At 37.3% G+C, this 22356-nt stretch carries 14 protein-coding genes; 13 read left to right on the forward strand and 1 reads right to left on the reverse strand.

Annotated features, from left to right (window positions below; all coding sequences use genetic code 11):
- Nucleotides 1-21 precede the first annotated feature (21 nt).
- The 11 genes from bcsQ (at nucleotide 22) to I6F65_RS02440 (ending at nucleotide 19824) form a co-directional block, all read left to right on the forward strand.
- Nucleotides 22-735 carry a cellulose biosynthesis protein BcsQ gene (gene bcsQ, locus I6F65_RS02390; protein WP_197111400.1) on the forward strand — a complete coding sequence of 238 codons (714 nt, stop codon included), beginning with the start codon at nucleotides 22-24 and terminating at the stop codon, nucleotides 733-735.
- The gene (gene bcsA / locus I6F65_RS02395) at nucleotides 732-3419 is read left to right on the forward strand and encodes a UDP-forming cellulose synthase catalytic subunit (protein ID WP_197111402.1); all 2688 of its coding nucleotides are present in this window, start codon (nucleotides 732-734) and stop codon (nucleotides 3417-3419) included. Before bcsQ ends, bcsA begins: the two co-directional genes overlap by 4 nt.
- Entirely contained in the window at nucleotides 3400-5646 is a 2247-nt protein-coding gene (gene bcsB / locus I6F65_RS02400) for a cellulose biosynthesis cyclic di-GMP-binding regulatory protein BcsB (protein WP_197111404.1), read from the forward strand. The genes bcsA and bcsB overlap by 20 nt, the downstream gene beginning before the upstream one ends.
- Nucleotides 5646-6776, forward strand: a complete 1131-nt coding sequence (bcsZ, locus tag I6F65_RS02405; protein ID WP_024612277.1) for a cellulose synthase complex periplasmic endoglucanase BcsZ — start codon at nucleotides 5646-5648, stop codon at nucleotides 6774-6776. The genes bcsB and bcsZ overlap by 1 nt, the downstream gene beginning before the upstream one ends.
- Nucleotides 6767-10585 (forward strand): cellulose synthase subunit BcsC-related outer membrane protein, encoded by a 3819-nt coding sequence (locus tag I6F65_RS02410; RefSeq protein ID WP_197111406.1) that lies wholly within the window; start codon nucleotides 6767-6769, stop codon nucleotides 10583-10585. The genes bcsZ and I6F65_RS02410 overlap by 10 nt, the downstream gene beginning before the upstream one ends.
- 261 nt (nucleotides 10586-10846) lie before the next feature.
- The gene (locus tag I6F65_RS02415; protein ID WP_024612275.1) at nucleotides 10847-12334 is read left to right on the forward strand and encodes a peptide MFS transporter; all 1488 of its coding nucleotides are present in this window, start codon (nucleotides 10847-10849) and stop codon (nucleotides 12332-12334) included.
- A 138-nt stretch (nucleotides 12335-12472) separates the two neighbouring features.
- Nucleotides 12473-15217, forward strand: coding sequence for a metallophosphoesterase (locus I6F65_RS02420; RefSeq protein ID WP_197111408.1), 2745 nt, complete (start codon nucleotides 12473-12475; stop codon nucleotides 15215-15217).
- 315 nt (nucleotides 15218-15532) lie between these two features.
- Nucleotides 15533-16579: a 4-hydroxyphenylpyruvate dioxygenase gene (gene hppD / locus I6F65_RS02425; protein ID WP_024612274.1), complete on the forward strand. Its 1047-nt coding sequence runs from the start codon at nucleotides 15533-15535 to the stop codon at nucleotides 16577-16579.
- A gap of 135 nt (nucleotides 16580-16714) precedes the next feature.
- On the forward strand, nucleotides 16715-18028 hold the full coding sequence (fahA, locus tag I6F65_RS02430) for a fumarylacetoacetase (RefSeq protein WP_166109884.1): 1314 nt from the start codon (nucleotides 16715-16717) through the stop codon (nucleotides 18026-18028).
- 142 nt (nucleotides 18029-18170) lie between these two features.
- The gene (locus I6F65_RS02435) at nucleotides 18171-19334 is read left to right on the forward strand and encodes a M23 family metallopeptidase (protein ID WP_197111410.1); all 1164 of its coding nucleotides are present in this window, start codon (nucleotides 18171-18173) and stop codon (nucleotides 19332-19334) included.
- On the forward strand, nucleotides 19324-19824 hold the full coding sequence (locus tag I6F65_RS02440; protein WP_024612271.1) for a polymer-forming cytoskeletal protein: 501 nt from the start codon (nucleotides 19324-19326) through the stop codon (nucleotides 19822-19824). Before I6F65_RS02435 ends, I6F65_RS02440 begins: the two co-directional genes overlap by 11 nt.
- 1 nt (nucleotide 19825) lies before the next feature.
- On the opposite strand, the gene I6F65_RS02445 is transcribed toward I6F65_RS02440, so the two are convergent.
- Nucleotides 19826-20299 carry a hotdog fold domain-containing protein gene (locus I6F65_RS02445; RefSeq protein ID WP_166109878.1) on the reverse strand — a complete coding sequence of 158 codons (474 nt, stop codon included), beginning with the start codon at nucleotides 20297-20299 and terminating at the stop codon, nucleotides 19826-19828.
- A gap of 183 nt (nucleotides 20300-20482) precedes the next feature.
- Between I6F65_RS02445 and I6F65_RS02450 the strand changes: the two genes are divergently transcribed.
- Both I6F65_RS02450 and I6F65_RS02455 read left to right on the forward strand, forming a co-directional pair.
- The gene (locus I6F65_RS02450; RefSeq protein ID WP_024612269.1) at nucleotides 20483-21676 is read left to right on the forward strand and encodes a multidrug effflux MFS transporter; all 1194 of its coding nucleotides are present in this window, start codon (nucleotides 20483-20485) and stop codon (nucleotides 21674-21676) included.
- A 2-nt stretch (nucleotides 21677-21678) separates the two neighbouring features.
- Nucleotides 21679-22323: a LysE family translocator gene (locus I6F65_RS02455; RefSeq protein WP_166109961.1), complete on the forward strand. Its 645-nt coding sequence runs from the start codon at nucleotides 21679-21681 to the stop codon at nucleotides 22321-22323.
- The last annotated feature ends 33 nt before the right edge of the window (nucleotides 22324-22356 follow it).

Below are 22356 nucleotides of genomic sequence, written 5' to 3' on the forward strand. Positions count from 1 at the left end.
ACAATTAGGTAACTTTCTCACGTGCAAAGAATTTTTTTAAAAGGTATCAAAGGTGGCACTGGCTGTACTGCAATCACTGCTAACCTAGCCTGCGTGTTAAAAAAATCAGATATCAATGTCATTGCTGTAGATTTGGATCCCAAAAGCGATTTGGGTTTGCACTTTGGTTTACTCTGGAAGAATACACAAGGCTGGAGTAACGCTGAAAATTTCGACGATGTTTTAAAGTGTTTTTATCAAGACAACGACGGCGTAATTTTCTTACCTCATGGTAACAAAATACCAACACCAACAGAAATTAACGGCCTTATTGATAGCTGTAAAAAGCTTGATACCCCTAAAAATACGTGGATGCTATTTGACTGCCCTAGTCATATAGATATTAGCCATTACGCATTAGATGAAAATGATATTGTAGTTGAATTAGTTAATTGTGATGCAATATGTCACAGTTTAATTTACAAGCAATTACAAAAATTGAAGAACACTGAGAATTCTTGGCATCACTTTTTTTTAGTTAATCGGTATAATTCGGCATCTGTATTAGAGTTTGATTTATTTTCACTTTGGCAATCAACGCTCCCTCTTATGGCTCCTTTTTTTATTAATAGCGACGAAGTAATAAAAGAATCAACAGCGTATCGTAATGTTGCGCTTAACTGCGCTCCTTACAGCATAGCTAATGATGATTTTGAAACCCTAGCTGGTTGGCTAGTTAGTAAAGCAGCATTATGACAGCACGACTTAGCACTTTTTATAAGCACCCTTTTCAAAGTAGCTTTCGCTTACTGCTTAGTCTCTTTTTTACTGAAAAGTTAGTTCGCTTAATCATGTTTAAATTTCATGGTAACTTTAATAGTCATAAAATGAATGCTATTGAAGCATTACTCATGCCTTTTTTAATCATTTTTAGCTCAATTATTGTAAAACTTAATGTTCGCAAGGAAAGCAATTATGAATGGTTTTACTTTAATTACCCCCACTTAAAGTTACCATATCGGAACCACTTATATTCAAATGCAGTACGGTTTTTTTTCCAAAGTGTTTTTTTAATATTTTTTAAAAATAGTGATAAAAAAAGCTCAATTCGCGAAACAGCAAGTGATTATTTTTATGATGCAATTGGCTATATTTTTAGACAATTAAAGTGGATAGATTTAAAGCTAGGTAGAAAACTTAAGAGCTTACTTTCAAAAAATAAAAAACGCTCAAAACACAGTGCATTTCAATCATTTGCCAACGCACGTATTTGGCAAAACAAATTAATTAAATATGTAATTATTGCTTTTTCATTATTCTTATTGGCTATTTTTGTAACTATTCCTTTTAGCTTAGAAGCCCAAGCTATATTTATCAGTTTTATTTTATTGGTCGCTTATTCACTTAAACGAATAAAAGGTCAAATGGCGACGATAGTCATGATCACCTTATCGGTTACAACATCTTCGCGCTATTTATGGTGGCGATATACAGAAACTCTAAATTGGGATGATCCACTCGCACTTGCTTTAGGTGCAGGCTTACTATTAGCTGAAACTTACGCGTGGTTAGTACTAATACTTGGCTTTTTTCAAACAATTAATCCATTAGAGCGTAAGCCAATTCCTCTTCCTAAGAACACTGACGATTGGCCAACTGTTGATGTATACATACCTACCTATAATGAGCCTTTAAGTGTTGTAAGACCAACAACATTAGCAGCGTTAAGCATTGATTGGCCAGCAGATAAGCTAAATGTGTACATTTTAGATGATGGTAAACGACCTGAGTTTGGTGAATTTGCAAAAGAAGTCGGAGCGGGTTATTTAACTCGTCCTGATAACAATCACGCTAAAGCCGGTAATATGAATAGTGCCATGCGTTATACTGATGGTGAATACATTGCTATTTTTGATTGTGACCACGTCCCTGCTCGCTCATTTTTACAAATGACCATGGGTCAGTTTTTGAAAGACAGTAAAGTATGTTTGGTTCAAACACCACATCACTTTTTCTCAGCCGACCCATTTGAAAGAAACTTAAATAATCACAGCCAAATACCTAACGAAAACATGCTCTTTTACGGGCTAATTCAAGATGGTAATGACATGTGGGACGCTACCTTTTTCTGTGGTTCGTGTGCAGTACTAAAACGCGAAGCACTTGATAATATAGGCGGTTTTGCATTCGAAACAGTAACTGAAGATGCCCACACAGCACTTAGAATGCAGCGTGCTGGTTATAAAACAGCATATATTAATATCCCACAAGCCGCTGGCCTTGCTACGGATAGCTTATCTGCACATATCGGTCAGCGAATTCGCTGGGCGCGAGGTATGGCACAAATATTCAGGTTAGATAACCCTTTACTTGGCAAAGGCCTTAGCATCCCTCAACGTATGTGCTATATAAATGCAATGCTGCACTTTTTATCGGGCGTACCGCGTATTGTATTCCTAACCGCCCCTCTAGCATTAATATATTTTAATGCATACATTATTTACGCACCATTTATAGCTATATTTATTTATGTAGTACCAACATTAATACAAGTTAAAGCAACAAACTCACGTATACAGGGTAAGTACCGGTATTCTTTTTGGGGCGAAGTTTATGAAACTGTTTTAGCTTGGTATATATTAAAACCAACTACAGTCGCGTTATTTAATCCTAATAAGGGTAAGTTTAATGTGACTGAAAAAGGTGGGCTAAATGATAAAGAGCACTACGACTGGGGTATTTCAAAACCGTATCTAGTATTACTTAGCGTTAACTTAATTGGTATTATATATGGTGTTTTACGCTTAATATTTGGCGATCCATCTCAAGTTGGTGTGTTAATTATAAGCATGTGTTGGGCTATTTATAATATTATAATTTTAGGCGCAGCGGTTGCTGTTGCAGCAGAAGCACGACAAGTTAGGCACTCACATAGAATAAAAGCCAACTTTCCAGCGGGTATTCGATTAGCAAATGGTCATACATTAAAAGTTAAAATTACCGATTACTCAGATAATGGTGTAGGTATTGAAACCGAACACGCTCATTTATGTAGAGTTAACGATAAAGTTGAGCTATTAATGAGCCGAGGCAACAAACAGTTTTCGTTTACAACTTATGTATGTAACACACGAAAAAAACAAATTGGTCTTACTATTAAAGACTTATCGCTCGAAAAACAAAGAGCCTTTATACAATGTACTTTTTCAAGAGCGGATGCTTGGCTTGATTGGCAAAATAACTTTAGACATGACCGTCCGTCATACAGCTTTAAAGAAGTACAAAAAACGAGTTTAAGAGGCTTTAGCAATTTATTGTTTCATGCTCCAAGACCGTTACAGCCTATTATTAAACTTTTTACTCGTTTAGTGATTTACATAAATTCATTTATTCCAAAAAAACCTATAGTGCAAAATAATTATGATCAAAAAGCTGCTTAATACACTCGTTATATTTTTGCTTATTAGCATAGCTTGGCAAACTAATGCTATAGAGCCTATGCACGATAAATCTATGTTCATCAATGGCTATCCTGAGAGCGCTCAAGTTACTAGCCTGCGTCTTGATTTTGAAGCCCTCGGATTTACTGACTATAAGTTGGATGGAATAAACAATAATTCACGTGTTGATTTCACTAACCGTATAGATAAGTTAAGTAAAAATTTAATGCTTAATTTTTCATATACAAACTCACCTTCACTTATTGCTAATGTTTCGCATTTGAAAGTGTATTTTAACGAGAATTTAGTAACAGTATTACCTATCAATAAACACTCAAGTGTTGTTAAAAACACGGTTAATCATAACCTTGCTCTAAACTCAAAATATATCCAAGATTATAATCAAATACGTTTTGAATTAGTTGGTTACTACGATTTAACGTGCCAAGACTATTTTAGTCGTTCAATTTGGACCGAAATAAACAAATCAAGTAACATTACACTTGATGAGACATCGCTTGCTATCGATAGCCGTTTAGAATATTTACCAGAGCCATTTTTTGATAGTAAAGATTACAGCAAACTAATGCTTCCTTTCGTGTTTGCAACGACACCTAACAAAGAAACAATTGAAGCTGCTGCGACTCTTTCTAGCTGGTTTGGTGCTCAAGCTGATTGGCGCGGTGCTGACTTTCCAGTATTAATAAACAAAACACCTGAACAACACAGTGTTGTGTTTATTACTAATACGTCTAAACCAGATTTTTTAGCTGACTATCCAGATGTAGAAAAACCAACAATAGACATCATTTCTAGCCCAATTAATCGTTATAAAAAAATGCTACTTATTTTAGGTCGTGATGAAAAAGACTTAAAAACAGCAGTTAACGGCTTAGTATTTGGTCACAAAATAATGACAGGTCGAAGTGCTAGTATAGAAGGCGTTAATCAAATACCTATGCGTAAAGCTTACGATGCTCCTCGCTGGCTTAGAGGTGACCGACCGGTACATTTTAGTGAACTAACTGACTACCCAACACAACTACAAGCAAAAGGACTTAATAACGGTCCTATTAAACTAAATATTCGCTTGGCACCTGATTTATTTACATGGCGTGAAAAAGGTATTCCAATTACTTTGCAATACCGTAATACACCTGAAGACGAAACGCTTGATTCACGCTTAAATATGCTAATAAACCAAGAGTTTATTAGTGGGTTCATATTAGAAAGAAATGATTCAGCACTAAGTACAACTAAAACATTATTACCTCTAATAGCTAATAGTGATACAACTCAAAACACTGAAGACTTTTCACTTGATGGTATAGATTTAGCTAAGCGTAATGAACTTAACTTTGATTTTCGCTTTGCAGTATTAAAAAAAGGAGAATGTGCAGTTGCTCCTCCTGGTGGTGAGTACGGTGTAATTGATGGTCACTCGAGTATTGATGCAAGTGGTTTTGATCACTACATTGCACTACCTGACTTAAATGTATTTGCTAATAGTGGTTTTCCTTTCACTAAATATGCAGACTTACAGCAAACACTTGTTGTTTTAGACAATAACCCAACACCTAAAGCAATCTCTGTATTACTTAACCTAACCGGTCACTTTGGTGCTATTACAGGCTACCCTGGTCACCGTTTAACAGTGCAGCATTTAAATGACAATATTGACTATGATGATAAAGACGTACTTGTTATTACCAAGCCTAATACGGCTACAAATAACGTAGACGATGGTTCACAAACTAATATTTTACTACACAATAATCAACGTGCTATTAAACAAGCTATCTATAATGGTGCTTATGACGATGATGACGCAGAAAAAATACAAATTAATGTGAAAAGTAGTGGCGATATGGCCGTTATAACAGGTTTTCAATCTCCATTTGATTCAGAGCGTTCAATTGTTTCATTAACAGCAACCACAAATAAGGCTTTTACTTTATTAGATAATGCCTTAATGAGTTCTGAAAGCTTAGAGCTAATTAAAGGAAGTGCTGCAATAATTAACACTCAGGGCATCAAAACCATCAAAACAGATAAACAATACTTTGTTGGTCATATACCTGTACATACACTTATTTGGTTTCACCTATCTGATCACCCATTTATATTGGCGCTACTTTCAATTTTAGTGTTGCTTTTAATCTCATTTATTTTGTGGCGATTATTGCAAGCTCTTACTTACAAACGTTTAGCTGAAGGAGATAAATAATGAAGTCTGTAATTTATGCATTATTTTTAGCACTTAACTTATCTTCCTTTGCCGCAAGTGCACAAGTTGAACAATGTGCCCCTTGGCAAGGATGGAGCACCTTTAAAAGTAACTTTATCAGTGAAGATGGTCGTGTAATTGATTTAGGAAGTAAGCAAAATATTACTACTTCTGAAGGACAATCTTACGCTCTCTTTTTTGCCTTAGTCGCAAATGATAAAGCAATGTTTGATTTAGTACTCGATTGGACTCAAGAACACTTATCAGAAGGTGATTTAAGTACGCGGTTACCTGCATGGCAATGGGGTGAAGATAATAATAGAGTAGGTACTATTTTAGATTCAAATCCAGCATCCGACTCAGACCTTTGGATTGCATACAGCCTATCTCAAGCAGCTATTTTGTGGGACGAACGTCGTTACAGCATTTTAGCTTCAGTACTTGCACAGCGCGTTATGCGTGAAGAAACAGCTCATATTCAAGGTCTTGGCTTAACACTACTACCTGCACCATCTGGATTTGAATTTGCTAATGAACAGTATAAATTAAACCCAAGTTATTCACCGTTATTTATATTCCAACAGTTTAGCAAGCTATACCCTCATTCACCGTGGCAACAACTACACGATAGTTCAGCTAAATTAATACTAGAGACAAGTAAAAAAGGCGTCAGCCCTGATTGGATTATGTATGGAACAAATAAAGGTTTTTACTTTGATAAAAAAGTAACTGATGTTGGCAGCTATAATGCAATACGTGTTTATCTTTGGGCGAGTATGATGGCTGATGATGCTCCATATAAAAAAGATCTTGTTAAACAATTTACTCCTTTTATTGAAACGATTAAAAATCGAGGTTATGTACCATTAAATACATACTCGCAATCGGGTAAATCAGAGGATAAGGGTCCAGTTGGCTTTAATGCTGCTTTACTTCCTTTATTAGCAAGTCAAAACGATAATGCTTTAGTTATGTCTATACAGCAAAAGTTAATGGTTGATAGCTCGTTTAGTCAATCTCGTTATTACGATAGCGTACTTAATTTATTTGGTACAAGTACCTTAAATAAACGCTTTTTAATTTCAGCAGACGGAACACTGCAGCCAAAGTGGAGCTCTGAATGCCGTTAAGGGCTGCCTTAGTTTGTGCACTAACATTGAGTCCAATGTTAAGTGCCAAAACAGTAAACGACATTGATACCAAGTCGGTTGAATGGCTATTAAGCCAGATAAATATTGGTGAAGCACAGCAAAATAAAAAGCTTATTGAAGATAGCTTACAAAAGCTAGTTGCTATAGCCCCTGCCCGCATTGAAACTCAATGCGCGTTAGCACGCCATTACTTTACCAACGACGATGTTAATAAAGCAAACCAGTTACTTAGTAAAGTAGATAATGGACTTTCTAAACAGCATCCGTGTGTTAAAAAACTCAGAGTTATATCTCGGGTTGAAGGTAAAGATAAAGCACAAGTTCAGCAAGCAAAATTACTTGCTCGTGCAGGGCAATACGTACAAGCACGCCAAATATACAATTCTCTTTTTAAAGATATATACCCAACTCTTGACTACGAGCTTGAGCATTTAAGTTGGTATGCACAAGATAGTGCTCAGTGGTTAGGCGTAAAGAAAGGGTATGAAGAGCTATTAAAGCAATACGCTAATATCGGAAAAGTTGAAATAGCCTACGCACGTCACTTATTAAGACGTAAACCTAATGATAAGAAAGCCATTGATATTTTAAGTACATACGCTTCAACTTCTCATTTTAATAATGATGTAGAAAACATTTGGTTAAGCGCCCTGTCTGATATGTCTGTTAGTAGCAATACCGAGCAGCAGTTTCAGCGTTATTTCACACTTTACCCTTTTAGTAGTAAAGGTGAATTACAATATCAAGATTTCAAAAAGGTTTTAAAGGATCGTCAAAAATTACTTGCCGATCCGGCTTATCAGCTTTGGGTTAAAGGTGATGCTTTACTTAAAAAAAACAAGCTCAATGCAGCTGAACCCATATTATTAAAAGCGCTTAAGGGTCGCCCTGTAGATGGCGCTATAATGCTCAGTTTAGGCACTCTTTATCTACGCTCTGGAAATAATCAAAAGTCTTACCAATACTTTACACTCGCACAAAAATTCACTGCTGATTTTGGTGAGCGTGAAACATTAAAAGATTTAGCTAAAACGGCAAAGTTTTGGCTTTATATCCGTCAAGCTAAAGATGCAATAAGTAGCAGTGAATTTAAAATAGCACAGTTAAAGCTAAATTTAGCTGATGCCTTAGAGCAAGACCCAAGCACTGTTTTATATAATAAAGGATTACTAAAGTTTTATCAGGGTCAATACTCTCAAGCAGCTAACATTTATAGAGTTGTATTAAAAAGTGATCCTCTTAATAAAAGTGCTTTATTAGGGTTATTAGAAATTGCAGAACTAGAACAAAAAGAGCAATCTCTAAAATCATTTTACAACAGTCTCTCTGCTTCACAAAAAAGCTTAATACAACCATCATATCAAGTTTCTATCAGTAGCAGTTTACGTGCAGAAGCGACTTTATATTCACAAGCCGGTGAGTTAGATAAAGCAGAAAAAACATTAAAACATGCCATTGAGTTAGCGCCAGAACAACCATGGTTATACTACGACTTAGCTTTTATTTATCAGCAAAAAGGCCTTACCAAACAAGCTCGTTCTTTGTTTAATAATGTATTGTGGCAGTTTCCTCTAAATTCATCACTACGTTATAGCCACGCGTTATTTTTACGCTCGATTGATGATTATCAAGGCGCTATAAATACTTTAAAGTTCATTCCTGTTAAAGCCAGAAACGAAGATATAATTGCCTTAGAGCAACAGTTACAGCTTAGCGAGTCACTTGCACAAAGTGAGCGTCATCTAAATACAAAAAACAAAGCGACTGCCATTTACCATCTGAGCAATCTAGAAGCTCAACCTTTAACACCAATTATGCAAGCTGAGTTATCACGTAGTTGGCATAGAATAGACGAAAAGAAACATGCTATTAAGCTACTCGAAAAGGCACTAGTGGCTGAGCCAACTATTTCAGCATATTGGCATATGCTCTTTGGGGAATGGTTATTAGAGCAAGGTGATGAAAACTTAACAACACAATGGTTTAACCAATATATATTACCTGAAGCGGCTTCAGAGAGTGAAATTGCTCAATACGTGCAACTGCAAAATAGTTATATAGGTCAGTATTATAATGGTAGTGATTTGATTGCTAAGCTTAATCAGCTTGATCAAAAATATAAAAATTCACCAGCAACAACAACTGCATTGATTAATGCAAACTTAGCACTTGAACAACGCGAAGCCGCTATTATTTTATACAAACAAAAAGTACAAAATAAACACGTTATTGAACCACAAGCATTAATGGCAATAGCTAAAGCTTACAGAGAGCTTGGCGATGACTTTCAAGCTAAAAAAGTAACGCAACAAGCCATTACTCAAACGACGTCTCAAGAAAGCTATTTACAACGCCAAATTATGTCATCGCTAAATGAGTTTAATTTCTCTGGCGATGCTCTTTATTTAGCTGAGCAATTAGTTAATAAGTCGCCTAACGATCAAGAGCTACGTTATTTAGCGGCGCAAGTTGCAGATAAATTCAATGAAAACGAGCAAGCACAAAACTGGTATAAGCAAACGTTGTCACCTAATCAAACATTAAGTGACAAAGAACTTTATAGCACGCTTGCTCGCGTAAACGATGATGACCCTTGGTATGTTAATGGGGCAAAAAGAGAACTAATAACACAACAAAATAAAAACCAAGCCTATATTGCAATTGGTGTTAATTTTAGTGGTCAAACTAGCACTGAAAGCGATGCAACACTTGGTGCAGGCTTAGTCCCTATAGAAGCTTATTTTCCACTTTGGCAAGGTCAGGGTTTTGTAAAAGTAGACCCAACAACTATTAGTGCTCAAACTACGCGTTTTGACGAACAATTTGCGGGTAGTCGCTATGGTCAAGGTGCTTTGTGCATATTTACTTGTCCTTTAGATGAGGTAAGCCCTGAAGCAACCGGTGTCGATATCGGATTTGGCTGGCAAAACGAAAACTGGCGCTTTGATTTAGGCACTACTCCGCTTGGTTTTTTAATTGAAGACATAGTGTGGGGTATTAATTATGCAGATAGCTTTGGTGACTTTGGATATAGCCTTGAGCTTGAGAAGCGCCCTGTTACCAGTTCGGTACTTTCATATTCTGGGTTAGAAGATGTAAGAACAGGTGAAGTTTGGGGCGGTGTACGCTCCACTGGTATCACGGCTAATATTTCACATGATTTAGGTGGCGATTGGGGCTTTTGGTCAAGTGCAGACTTTCAGCTTTACAAAGGTCAGAATGTTAAAGACAACCAACGGTATCGCGTTATGGGCGGTACTTACTATCGCGTGATTAGTAATGAAGAGCGAGAGTTTACTGTCGGCGCGAGTTTATTACACTGGGCTTACAAGTATAACTTAAGTGAAGAAACATTCGGACACGGTGGTTATTACAGCCCGCAAAATTATGTAGGGTTATCTATTCCGTTAAGTTACGACGCTCGCTGGGGTAATGATTTTGTGTATCGTTTAAAAACCGGCATTTCATATTCACAAACAGACACCCAAGCAATTGACTTCTTCCCGAACGATCCTGATTTACAAAATGAAGCGTTTATCAGGCAGCTTGAAACAGGTGTAAATCCATCGTTTGACAGTGATAGCAGCTCAGGTGTTTCATATAATCTTGAAGGTAGCTTTGAATACAGAGCCACACCTCACTGGTCTTTTGGTGGCTACTTAGCAATAGATCGTTCTGATTTTTACGAACCGAATTTTGGTCAACTCTATTTACGTTATTACTTTAATCCGGTATACGGAACATTAGAGTTCCCAGGCACACCAATAATTCCTTACGCTGATTTTTAAACTATTGCACGGTGTTTATGACAACCACCGTGCAATACTTCCCCTCGCACAAAGGTCTATGTATACTAATGCGCAATTGTAGCTAGGATAAGGGTGTGACTCTTACCTGATGGTATAACAGCCATACAGCAAATCATTATCTTAGATACAAATAAATATACTGATGGTCGAGCAATTTAGCCTTTGAAAAAATTAGGCTAATTTTGCTAAAGCAAAAAATTATAAGCCCATCATAACAATAATATGAATTAGGAAGTAAATATGAGTTCAGCTCCAGATAGTGGTTGGTTTGGCCACCCTAAAGGACTTTCAACCTTGTTTTTCACTGAAATGTGGGAACGAATGAGTTATTACGGTATGCGAGCTATGCTCGTATTATTCATGACCGCAAGCTTACAAGAAGAAGGCTTAGCTTTTACTGTAGCATCTGCTGCAGCAATTTATGGTTTATACACAGGCGCAGTATACTTTTTAGGCTTACCAGGTGGTTGGCTAGCTGACCGTTTATTTGGTGGTCAGAAAGCGGTTTGGTACGGTGGTATAATTATTATGGTTGGCCATATTATTTTGGCTATTCCTCATGATTATTCATTCTTCATTGGTTTAATATTTGTAGCTACAGGTACTGGTTTACTTAAGCCAAATATAAGCGCCATGGTTGGTCAGCTATACAGCGATTCTGATGAACGTCGCGATGGCGGTTACGCTATTTATTATATGGGTATCAACTTAGGCTCTTTAATTGGTTACTACGTTTGTGGTTACTTTATGGAAAATGTAGGTTGGCACTGGGCGTTTGGTGCAGCAGCTGTTGGTATGGCTATTGGTTTAGTGCAATATAAACGTTCACTTAACAACTTACCTGAGCATAGCGCTCTACCAGCTAACCCGTTAGGACCAAAAGGTACTTCGCGTGCATGGGTTGGTATTGCTGCATTCGTAATTATTGCAGCTGCAATCACTACAGCCGCAATGACTGGTGCACTCATAATTGACCCAATAACTGTTGCAGGTTACGTTGCTGTTGTATTCACTATTATCTTTTTTGTTTATTTTGGTCTTATTTATTTTAACGGTAAATTAACAGATGCTGAAAAACAAAGAATGTGGGCACTATTTTTAGTATGTATCGCATCAGCATGTTTTTGGTCTGGCTTTGAACAAGCCGGTTCATCTTTAAACTTATTTGCTCGCGATTACACTGACCGCCTTATCGGTACTTTTGAAATCCCTACAACATGGTTTCAATCATTAAATTCTTTGTTTATTATTGTTTTATCGCCATTTTTTGCAGCTCTTTGGATTAATTTATCTAAAAGCTTAGTATCGCCTAGTTATAGCGTTAAATGTGCTCTTGGTTTAATTATCATGGCATCGGGCTTTTTAGTTATGTTTATGGCGGCTCAGTATGCAGCTGAAGGTCTAAAAGTAGCGCCTTACTGGCTTGTTACCACTTACTTTTTACATACTGTGGGTGAACTTTGTTTAAGCCCTGTAGCGCTAAGTGCCGTAAGCAAGTTATCGCCTAAACGCTATACAGGTCAAATGATGGGTGTGTTTGTATTAACTTACTCTATCGGTAATATCATTGCAGGCTTACTTGCTGGTAATTTCGACCCGAATAAAGTTGAACAAATCCCTAACTTATACTTACAAATTGCATTATTTAGCATCGGTGTTGGTATTGTTTTAGTACTAATGACCTTTAAAGCTAAAGTATGGGAAAAACAAGGTTTATCAAACGAATAGTTTTTTAAATTAAAAACTCCCTCCTCCCTTCATATAAAAATATATGAAGGGAAATTTACTCATTCATCTTTGTCGCTTTCTTGTTAACTGGTATGATGTCCCGAATTGATTATTGAATAAATATCAGGGAAGTCGTGCATGCAATCATTAACTTTTACTCAAAAGAGTTTACTTTTCTTTTTCTCATTATGTTTAACTGCCTGCGGTGGCGGTGATGATGTAACTCTAAATCCAAATGATCCCGTTGAGCCTACACCATCTCAATTGAGCATCTCTAACACCTCTGGTTTATCTGTTGTACTTGATGATGGAAATTTCGAACTCAACATTTCAGCCAATGCTGTAACAACCAATGCAGAACTCACCTTCGAAAAGTTATCTTCCACTGAAGAGAACCAAAGTGAGAATATAGTTTCTGGTACGTATTTACTTTCACCTAGCACTATTACATTTTCTGATTCAATAACGATTACTATAAAAATACCCGAAGACTATGAATTAGGTGGTCAGCTATTTATTGCCCGTTTAAACGGTAATAGTTGGGAAACTGTTAATAACTCAATCGTGTCTGAGGGTTTTGTTAGCGCACAAGTAAGTACATTAGGCACATACGCAATACAATTACAGCGTAAGGAAGCCTTTGCTAATATTGGTCCTACATGTGATATTAATGCCACAGAGCAATCTGTTAGGTTTATTCACGTTGCAGATATGCATGCCCGCTTTGGCTACAAAGAACAACTTTTTAGTCGTATTAAGGCATATCATAAAAAAGCGCTTAGCGAGTCGCCGTATACATTATTTACTGATGGCGGCGATGATTACGAAAAAGGAACAGTTGCAGAGCAAATATCACAAGGGCTCGCTACTGATGAAACAATAAAAGCGATGGCTTTTGATTTGCGTGTACTGGGTAATCATGACTACGCATGGGGACCTGAAAAATTACTTGGGTTTTCAAAAGACGAAAACGCGATTGTTCTTGCTAGTAATACTCGTTACGAAGGTGCTCAGGCACAAGATTTTGACGGTGTAGACTTTGCTAAAGTACAAGTAGGTTGTATTACTTTTGGTGTGCTTGGTATGACGTCAGTGCCATGGAATGAACTCGACAAGCCATTCGATGACGAACCAATTCCTGACTTTATAAAACAATTTAAAATGAGTTGGAAATGGCAACAAGTTGCACAGAGTATTGTAAGTCAATATAGAGATGATGTTGATTACATGATAATGCTGAGCCATTTAGGTAAAGGCACCGATGTTGAAATAGCAACCAATGTTACAGGTATTGATTTAGTACTTGGTGGCCATACTCATGGCGGCGAAGAGTTTGTTGAACTCGAGAATGGCTCTCTCGTTATTCAACCTGATTTTTATGCTCGTGGCGTTACTGATTTAAACTTAGTTTTTAATACTACCGATAAATCATTAAACCGTTATGACTATCAAACTGTAGATACAGAAACATCTATTGAACCTGACGAAGATACTAAACAAGCTATCGATGTAATTATGGGGCGTTACGCACCTGATGCTCAAACAGAAATAGCTATTTCAGAAAACTATCCGAATGCTCAAGAGCTCGCTGAAATCACAGCTCTAGCAGCAAAGCACTCAAGTACAATTATTGCGGCACTGCTTAACCCTGAATTAGTACAAAAACGTTGGACACCAGGCACACTTACTCAAGAAGACTTTCATAAAGCATTTTATGTTGAAAGGCAGCCTTCAAACACACCAGGTTTTAATTCTTTATATCAAGTAACCGTAAGTGGCACAGACTTAAATAGTATGTTTGCCAGCCAACCAGACTGGTTTTTACTAAAGCCAGAAAATGTTCAAGCAACAACTAATTACGATGTAGCATTATTTAAAGGCGCGGCGCTTAATCCTGAATTATTTTTTAACGGTGTTACCTTTACTAATATAAAACCGATTGCCGAAGCATGGTGGCTACTTGATCAATACGCACGCTTTAGAACAACTCAGTGTCTTCACATCGATACAGATACACAACTTAATGCCTGCCAAGATGACGCGAATGTCACTATTTGGAATTTTGACGACCCAGAAAACCCATTCACTCCTGACTTTGGTCCATCTGTATTAAGCTACTTTGACCCAGAAAATGAAAACTGGGGACCAGAAGAAACAGTATACGACACAACCACAGCACTCAATATTGCAGATTTAAATGATGGTCCTTCTGGCGTTATGGCTTTTTCTCGTCATGCACCAACAGAAGGCTTATTAATTAATTTAAATACCGCAGCAAATGGTGATTTTAAAAATGAAGGCTTAGTTTCTGACTACACAATAGTTATGGATATAAACTGGCCATTAGGTACACAAGATATCTACCGCGCTATAATTCAAGCCGATACAGAAAATTACGCTACAGATGATGCCGATATCTTTGCAAGCCCAGACGGCGGCTATGGCGAAGCAACCAGCAGCAGTGGTTACTTTGGTACAACAGAGCCTGATAGTTGGCACCGTGTTGCTTTTGTATTTTATACCGCACCAACAAATGGCGTATTTGAAATATACGTTGATGGTGAATTTGCAGGCGTTAAAGAAGAAGGCGAGATAAATCGCCGATGGGCACTTAATAAAACAATGCTATTACTGACTGATAACAACTACGAAGCCCGACCTGGTTATTTAAACGCATTACTTTATGCTGGTCGTGCAATGACACGTGGCGAAATAAAAAGTATGGGAAGTGCGCAGAAAAAACTTAACTATGAGCAAGCAACGCGAACACTAAATCAGACCATTGAACGTCATTACAAAACAGCCCCAGCTATTAAAACTAACTTATGGATAGAACAGAGAAACAAGTTTTTCAATTCTCATAGTGAAACTGTAAATAATTAATTACAAAAAAGGTAAGTTTTATACAAATACTGAAGAGGTTTAGATATACCTAAACCTCTTTATTAATTTAAAAATAACAATTAAAATCAATAGCATAAGATAAACATTATCGTATTATTAAAACTCTAATACACTTAAATTAATGTCATCTGTATTTCAAAAAAGCAACTTGCGTGTAACCGTCCCATTAAATTTACAAACTCGCTACGTACTAAATAACACCTCCCTCTTCCCCAAATCAAAAATCTGGTTGATTATCTACTGCAATATGACAACAACACATAATCGCAGTGCTTAATTGCGGGAGTAATAATAATGAGTGAAGTAAATAATTATTTAGGTTTAGTTGGTATCGAGTTTACCGAATACGCAACACCTGATGCTGATTACATGGATAAAGTATTTACTGATTTTGGTTTTTCAAAACTAAAAAAATTCAAAGGTAAAGACATTGTTTATTACAACCAAAACGACATTCATTTTTTATTAAATAATGAACGTGAAGGATTTTCTGCCGAATTTGCTAAAAGTCATGGTCCTGCTATTTGTTCTATGGGCTGGCGTGTTGAGAATGCAAAAAAAGCATTTGAAACCGCAGTTGAGCGCGGTGCAAAACCAGCAACCGATTCAACTCATAAAAATCTACCTTACCCTGCAATTTACGGTATTGGCGATAGCCTTATTTACTTTATTGAACAATTTGGCGACAAAGGTACTATTTACGAAAGTGATTTTGAAGACTTAGAAACGCAAAGCGTTGTTGAAGATAAAGGCTTTATCCGAATCGATCATTTAACTAATAATGTTTATAAAGGCACCATGGAAAAGTGGGCTAACTTTTATAAAGATGTATTTGGTTTTACCGAAGTACGTTACTTTGACATTAAAGGTCAAAAAACGGCGCTTATTTCGTATGCACTTAAATCACCATGTGGCACCTTCTCTATCCCTATTAATGAAGGTAAAGGTAACGATAACAATCAAATCGACGAATACCTTGGTGAGTACAACGGTCCTGGCGTTCAACATTTAGCATTTTTAACAGATGACTTAGTAGGCTCTCTTGATAAGCTTGATAAATCAACAATTGCAACGCTCGATATTATTCCTGAGTACTATGACACTATTTTTGACCGTGTACCTTGGGTTGCAGAAGACAAAGAAAAAATTCGTCAGCATCAAATACTCGTAGATAGCCAAAGTGAAAATTGCTACCTATTACAAATTTTTTCTAAAAATTTATTTGGTCCAATCTTTATAGAGATGATCCAACGCGTTGATGACGGTGGCTTTGGTGAAGGTAACTTCCAAGCATTGTTTGAATCAATCGAACGCGATCAAGAGCGTCGCGGCGTTTTATAATATATTTGAGTAGATTAAAAGCAGCGATATTCGCTGCTTTTGTCGTTTTAGTATTTAAAAAGTATTGCGCTAAGTACAAGTATGATTAAATAAATTGCACCTTGTCGCTATATTGTAAAGTCCAAAGGAAATGTAATGAGCCTAATTAACGAAACCCATAATATTAATTTAACTAGCTGGGTTGAGTCAGCTAATGTTGCAAATTGTGACTTCCCTATTCAAAACTTACCATTTGCAGAGTTTCGACTCAAAGGCACCAATGAGGCTTTTCGTGGCGGTGTTGCAATTGGAGATCAAGTAATTGACTTGGCACAACTAAGTAAACTCAATATATTAACTGGTGATGCACAAATAGCAGCAGACGCAGCAAGTGAATCAACACTAAACTCATTTATGAGCTTAGGTCAGCAATATTGGTCAGCATTGCGATTGGCGCTTTCAAAAGCTCTACGAGTAGGTTCAGAGCATCAACAAGCACTTAGCAGCACTTTTGTACATCAATCTGATATTGAATTTTCTTTGCCTTGTCGTATTGGTGACTATACCGACTTTTACACATCTATTTATCATGCAACCGCTGTGGGTCGCTTATTTCGTCCAGACAACCCGTTACTGCCAAACTATAAATGGGTTCCGATTGGTTACCATGGCCGCTCTTCATCTATTGATGTATCGGGTCAAACGTTTCATCGCCCAAAAGGTCAAACTAAAGCGCCTGATGCAGAAGCACCATCATTTGGTCCATGTAAACGTCTCGATTACGAACTAGAAATTGGTATTTATTTAGGCAAGGGTAATGCATTAGGTGATGCAATCGCTATCGAAAATGCTGAAAATCATGTGTTTGGCTTTTGTGTATTTAACGACTGGTCTGCACGGGATTTACAAGCGTGGGAATACCAACCATTGGGTCCATTTTTAGCTAAAAACTTTGCCTCAACTGTATCTCCTTGGATTGTGACAACAGAAGCATTAGCACCATATAGAACAAGTTGGACCCGTGATAAAAACGACCCGCAACCTATGGATTATTTAGAGTCAAAAGCAAACCGAGAGCAAGGTGCTTTTGATATTCAAATGGACGTTAAAATTCAAACACAAAAAATGCGCAGCGAAGGTCATAACCCAACACGTGTATCAACATCTAGCTTTAAACACTCTTATTGGACTGTCGCGCAAATGGTTACTCACCATACTGTAAATGGCTGTAACTTTATGCCAGGTGACATGCTGGGCTCTGGGACTCAATCTGGTCCAACGCATGAAGAGGCAGGTTCCCTACTTGAGCTTTCTCGTGGCGGCAAAGAAAAAATAACTCTCAGTAACGGTGAACAACGCAGCTTTTTAGAAGATGGCGACAACGTTATTATGCGTGGCTGGTGTGAAAAAGAAGGGTATGCACGAATTGGCTTTGGTTCAGTAGAAAGCAAAGTACTTCCAACTAAGTAACACATTTTTATAAATTAAATATACAAAGGACTGCTTTTAAAGCAGCCCTTTTTTATTAATTTTTGAACAGTTACAATTTTTTTCTGGCTTTTTAAGCTCAGATTGATATCTTAATTCGGTTAATAGCCAGTGTTTATATGCCATGTCAGTATTTATAAAGTCTTTTTATCATAAATTTTTTCCAACTCGTCAGCTACTTATACGCCAAAATGGCGAAGTTAAGCATGTTGTTTTAGCGTCTTGGTTCCAACTTCTTGTAGCATTGCTTATTTTAGTTACTTTCGCTTGGATGAGTGTTTCTAGCTTTCGTGTTTATATGCAAACTGGCAAAATTTCCGATATTGAACAAAGTCGAATAGATACGCAAACACTCTGGCAAAAAAAGGCCGATGAACAGCAACGCCTTCACTCAAAACAATTAGAACAACTTGCTATACTTGAACAAAAGCAGGTTCTTTTACAAAGTATGATCGAGTCACTCCCTGCTTCTATTAGTAAAGATTCTATTAAACTTGATGATGAACTCGAATCGCCAATTAGCGAAGATAATAATGACTTCCATGAGCCACTCATTGGCAGTGAATCAGAAAAAAAACACGCAAACTTAATTACTCCAATAACATTTGCAGCAAGATCAGCCAATTTAGAAAAACAATACGAGCAAGATTTTGCGCTACTCAGTCACGAAATAGATAAACGCCATAACGTTATTTTAACGATGCTAAAAGGTGCAGGACTTGAATCGGCGTTAGAGCAGCATTTAACTCTCGACACACAAAAAACAGCTCAAGGTGGTCCACTTGATATATTTGACGAGACTAAAATCCCAAGCAATTTTTTAGCTATAGTCGACAAGCTTCTTGTATTAAATAACCTAGAAAACTTTTTAACTGAATTACCAAACACACTACCTTTAGCCAATTCCAAGTATTATGTTTCGAGCAGCTTTGGGCTTAGAAAAGATCCTATGAACAGTCACCACGCGTTTCACAAAGGTATTGATTTAGCTGGTTGGCACAAAACCGAAATATTTGCTCCAGCAGACGCTGTGGTACTTCGTGCTGGTCGTAACGGTGGTTATGGTAACTTTATAGAGCTTGAACATAAAAATGGCTTAGTAACACGATTTGGTCATTTAAATAAAATTAAAGTTAAAAAAGGTCAATTAATTACTAAAAATGATGTTATTGGCTTAATGGGCAGCACAGGAAGAAGTACCGGCACCCATCTACATTACGAAGTTTTGCTTAACGGCAAACAAGTTAATCCTCTAAAAATAACAAAGGCGCTTTCTCGTGTTCGGTAAAAAAAAGCAAACAACAAGTAACACATCTTTGAAAAGAGTGAATCATACGCCGTCTATTATTTCACAAGACGTGCGTTTAACGGGTACATTAGTTAGCCAAGGAGAAGTTCAACTTGACGGTCGAATAGATGGCGATATTAAAGCAGAGCACTTAGTTATTGGCTCAACGGGTATGGTTGAAGGCATTGTTGAAGCTAAAAGCGTTATTGTTAAAGGTAAAATTATTGGCTCTATAAATGCCGAAGAAGTAAAAGTTCAAAGCGGCGCACATGTCCACGGTGATGTATTTCACGATACGTTGAGTATTGATGCTGGCGCTATTATTGAAGGCAGTTTAAAGCAACGCTTCGAAAAAGAAGATGTTGAACTAATTAGCGAAAAATTAAAGCCGGCAAGCGAAGTAAAAGCATTATTAGAGGAAGACGACAGCAGTTTGTCTTTTGTAAATAAACAAGCTGCTGATAAAAAGCACACTACAGAGAAAAAATAAGTTATTTTTTCTCTGTTATATACATTGTAATATCTGCAGTGAAAACAAGTTCATTGCGGGTATTATAAAGTTTTACCGGTACAATTAAATCTTCTTTATCAATCCACTCATGTGGTAAATCAATTTCAGCAATCGCTGTCACATCGGTATCTACTTTAGCTAAATATTGCACTGTCATCCCTTTTGGGATCCAGCGATGTGTTTTAACGGGCACGGTGGCATCAACCATCACTCCAGCGCACAGTTCAGCTAAATTACACTGCGCAATAGCATGAATAGTTCCAATATGATTATGGACGCTGCGACGGTTTTTAACTACCGCGCTGCAATGCCCTTCTCGCAAATCAAGTACATAAGGTTTCATAGAACCAAAATAAGGTGCTTTAAAGCAAACGGCTTTAGTAAAAAGCCAATTTCCAAAAGGCAACCGCTTAAATTTAAGCCATGTTTGTACAAGTGCAGATTTATTACTCATTAATATTTTCCGTCAACGATTACTTTTCTCAAATTAACACATCAGACCAGTTTAAAAAAGTGCATTTATGCTGTCTTTTTAGCTTAATCTAATCAAAAAATTAAAATCACACCCTATGCAGGGGTCATAAGCCCTTTCTTTTTTATGAGTGCACACCTAAAATACTCGGCAAAAGGAGACTAAATGCAAACACAGCCCGCTAAACCAAATATGACCTTGTTACTTATCTTAGGGTTACTCGTTATATTTTGCCCTATGGCAATCGATATTTATTTACCCGCTTTTCCTACCATTGCAGAGCAATTTGCAGTTACAGAACAACAAGTACAACAAACTGTTGCTATTTTTATGCTAACAGTAGGTTTGGGGCAATTAATTGCAGGTCCTCTTGCTGATAAATTTGGCAGAAAACCTGTTGCCGTTGTTGGTATTAGCTTATATGCAAGTTCAGCATTACTTGCTTACTATTCCCCTTCTTTTGAAGTATTAATGGCTGCACGCGCCCTTCAGGGCTTAGGAGCTTGTGCCACATTTGTGGTGGCATTTGCTATTGTTCGTGATAAATATGGTGCGCAGCGCAGCGGACAAATGATCACTTACCTTAATGGTATTGTGTGCTTTATTCCTGCAATGGCACCAATTTTAGGCGCGTGGCTCACTGTGCAATTTGGCTGGCGAATGAACTTTATGTTTTTAACCGTTTTTGCTGTTGTAGGGCTTATTGTCACGTTATTCTTTTTTAGAGAAACCCGCCCTGCCGATAGCCACTATCAAGGACATATTTTAGATTTACGTCGCTTTACACCGATAATTAAAACACCTGTATTTTTGTTTAATAGCTTGATTTGTATGGTCGCTATGTCGGCTATATTAGTTTATGTGACGCTAGCACCAGGTTGGATCATTACGTATTTAGGCGGCACAGTCGCCGATTTTACTTTTTGGTTTACGCTAAATGCAGTAATAAGTATTGTCGCAAGCTTTATATTACCAACGTACATAAAACGAAATAGCCAACGTGCGTTACGTGTTGGTGTTAGCTTGTTGGTTTTCTCTGGCTTGTTAATGCTTGCCCTTAGCAATATCGAAACCGCATTTGCACTTATGCTTCCTATTTTAATTGCTGCATTAGGTTTTGCATTAAGCTTAGGCTCTGCAGCAGGCATGGCACTATCAAGCTTTCCTAAACAAGCAGGAACAGCGTCTGCGCTACTAGGTGCAATGCAAATGAGTGGCGCTAGCATATTAGTCGTGCTAACCCAGTTTTTAGATATGAGTACACCATGGCTTATTGCCTTTCATTTATTATTATTAACTCCATTGTGGCTTATTTTAATGAGTAAAAAAGCGAACACGCTGCACCCAGCTAAAACCTAATGATGATTAATCCTGATTTTTTAGGCTCATTTTTACTCGCTAGCTTTTTAATGGCTGTTGCACCGGGCCCATCTAATGCATTTTTAATGGCGCAAACGTTTGCCAATGGAAGAAGCGCCGGTATGCAAAGTGCTTTTGGCTTTGCATTGGGTGGCGTAATACATACTTTTTTTGCAGTAGTAGGCTTAACAGCAGTATTAAGAGCCTCACCGACCGCTTATACAGCAGTCCAATATGTTGGTGCAGCATACCTATGCTATTTGGGACTTATGATGATTAAAGGGACGTTAAAACAGCCAGAATCAGTATCTAAAAGTAAGCAAGCCGATAAGCCCCATGTAAGCACTAGTAAAAAAAGTAATGTAATGTTTCAGGCAATGATGACTGAAGTACTCAATCCTAAAGTTGCATTATTTTTTATTGCATTTATTCCACAGTTTGTAGATCCAACGCTTTCATCTGCCACATTTCAGCTCGCTTTTTTTGGTTTGCTTTATCCTATTTTTGCTTTTCCGATCGACTGCACGTATATTTATTTTGGCGATAAAATCGCACAATTTTTTAGACGAAATCCGAATAGTCAGCTTTGGATTGATAGGATCACCGGTATTGTATTTATTGCCCTTGCTATCAATCTATTATTTTAACTAACCTACGCTTTGGTTAAGTAATTTATTACC

It is taken from the genome of Pseudoalteromonas sp. SWXJZ94C, assembly GCF_015864385.1.
Lineage (GTDB): Bacteria > Pseudomonadota > Gammaproteobacteria > Enterobacterales > Alteromonadaceae > Pseudoalteromonas.

Bases quoted from the DNA above. Each gene is read 5' to 3' on its own strand.
- I6F65_RS02415 (WP_024612275.1), top strand. From the start codon at position 10,847: ATGAGTTCAGCTCCAGATAGTGGTTGGTTTGGCCACCCTAAAGGACTT.
- bcsZ (WP_024612277.1), top strand. From the start codon at position 5,646: ATGAAGTCTGTAATTTATGCATTATTTTTAGCACTTAACTTATCTTCC.
- bcsA (WP_197111402.1), top strand. From the start codon at position 732: ATGACAGCACGACTTAGCACTTTTTATAAGCACCCTTTTCAAAGTAGC.
- fahA (WP_166109884.1), top strand. From the start codon at position 16,715: ATGAGCCTAATTAACGAAACCCATAATATTAATTTAACTAGCTGGGTT.
- I6F65_RS02445 (WP_166109878.1), bottom strand. From the start codon at position 20,299: ATGAGTAATAAATCTGCACTTGTACAAACATGGCTTAAATTTAAGCGG.
- I6F65_RS02455 (WP_166109961.1), top strand. From the start codon at position 21,679: ATGATTAATCCTGATTTTTTAGGCTCATTTTTACTCGCTAGCTTTTTA.
- hppD (WP_024612274.1), top strand. From the start codon at position 15,533: ATGAGTGAAGTAAATAATTATTTAGGTTTAGTTGGTATCGAGTTTACC.
- bcsB (WP_197111404.1), top strand. From the start codon at position 3,400: ATGATCAAAAAGCTGCTTAATACACTCGTTATATTTTTGCTTATTAGC.
- I6F65_RS02420 (WP_197111408.1), top strand. From the start codon at position 12,473: ATGCAATCATTAACTTTTACTCAAAAGAGTTTACTTTTCTTTTTCTCA.
- I6F65_RS02410 (WP_197111406.1), top strand. From the start codon at position 6,767: ATGCCGTTAAGGGCTGCCTTAGTTTGTGCACTAACATTGAGTCCAATG.
- I6F65_RS02450 (WP_024612269.1), top strand. From the start codon at position 20,483: ATGCAAACACAGCCCGCTAAACCAAATATGACCTTGTTACTTATCTTA.
- I6F65_RS02435 (WP_197111410.1), top strand. From the start codon at position 18,171: ATGTCAGTATTTATAAAGTCTTTTTATCATAAATTTTTTCCAACTCGT.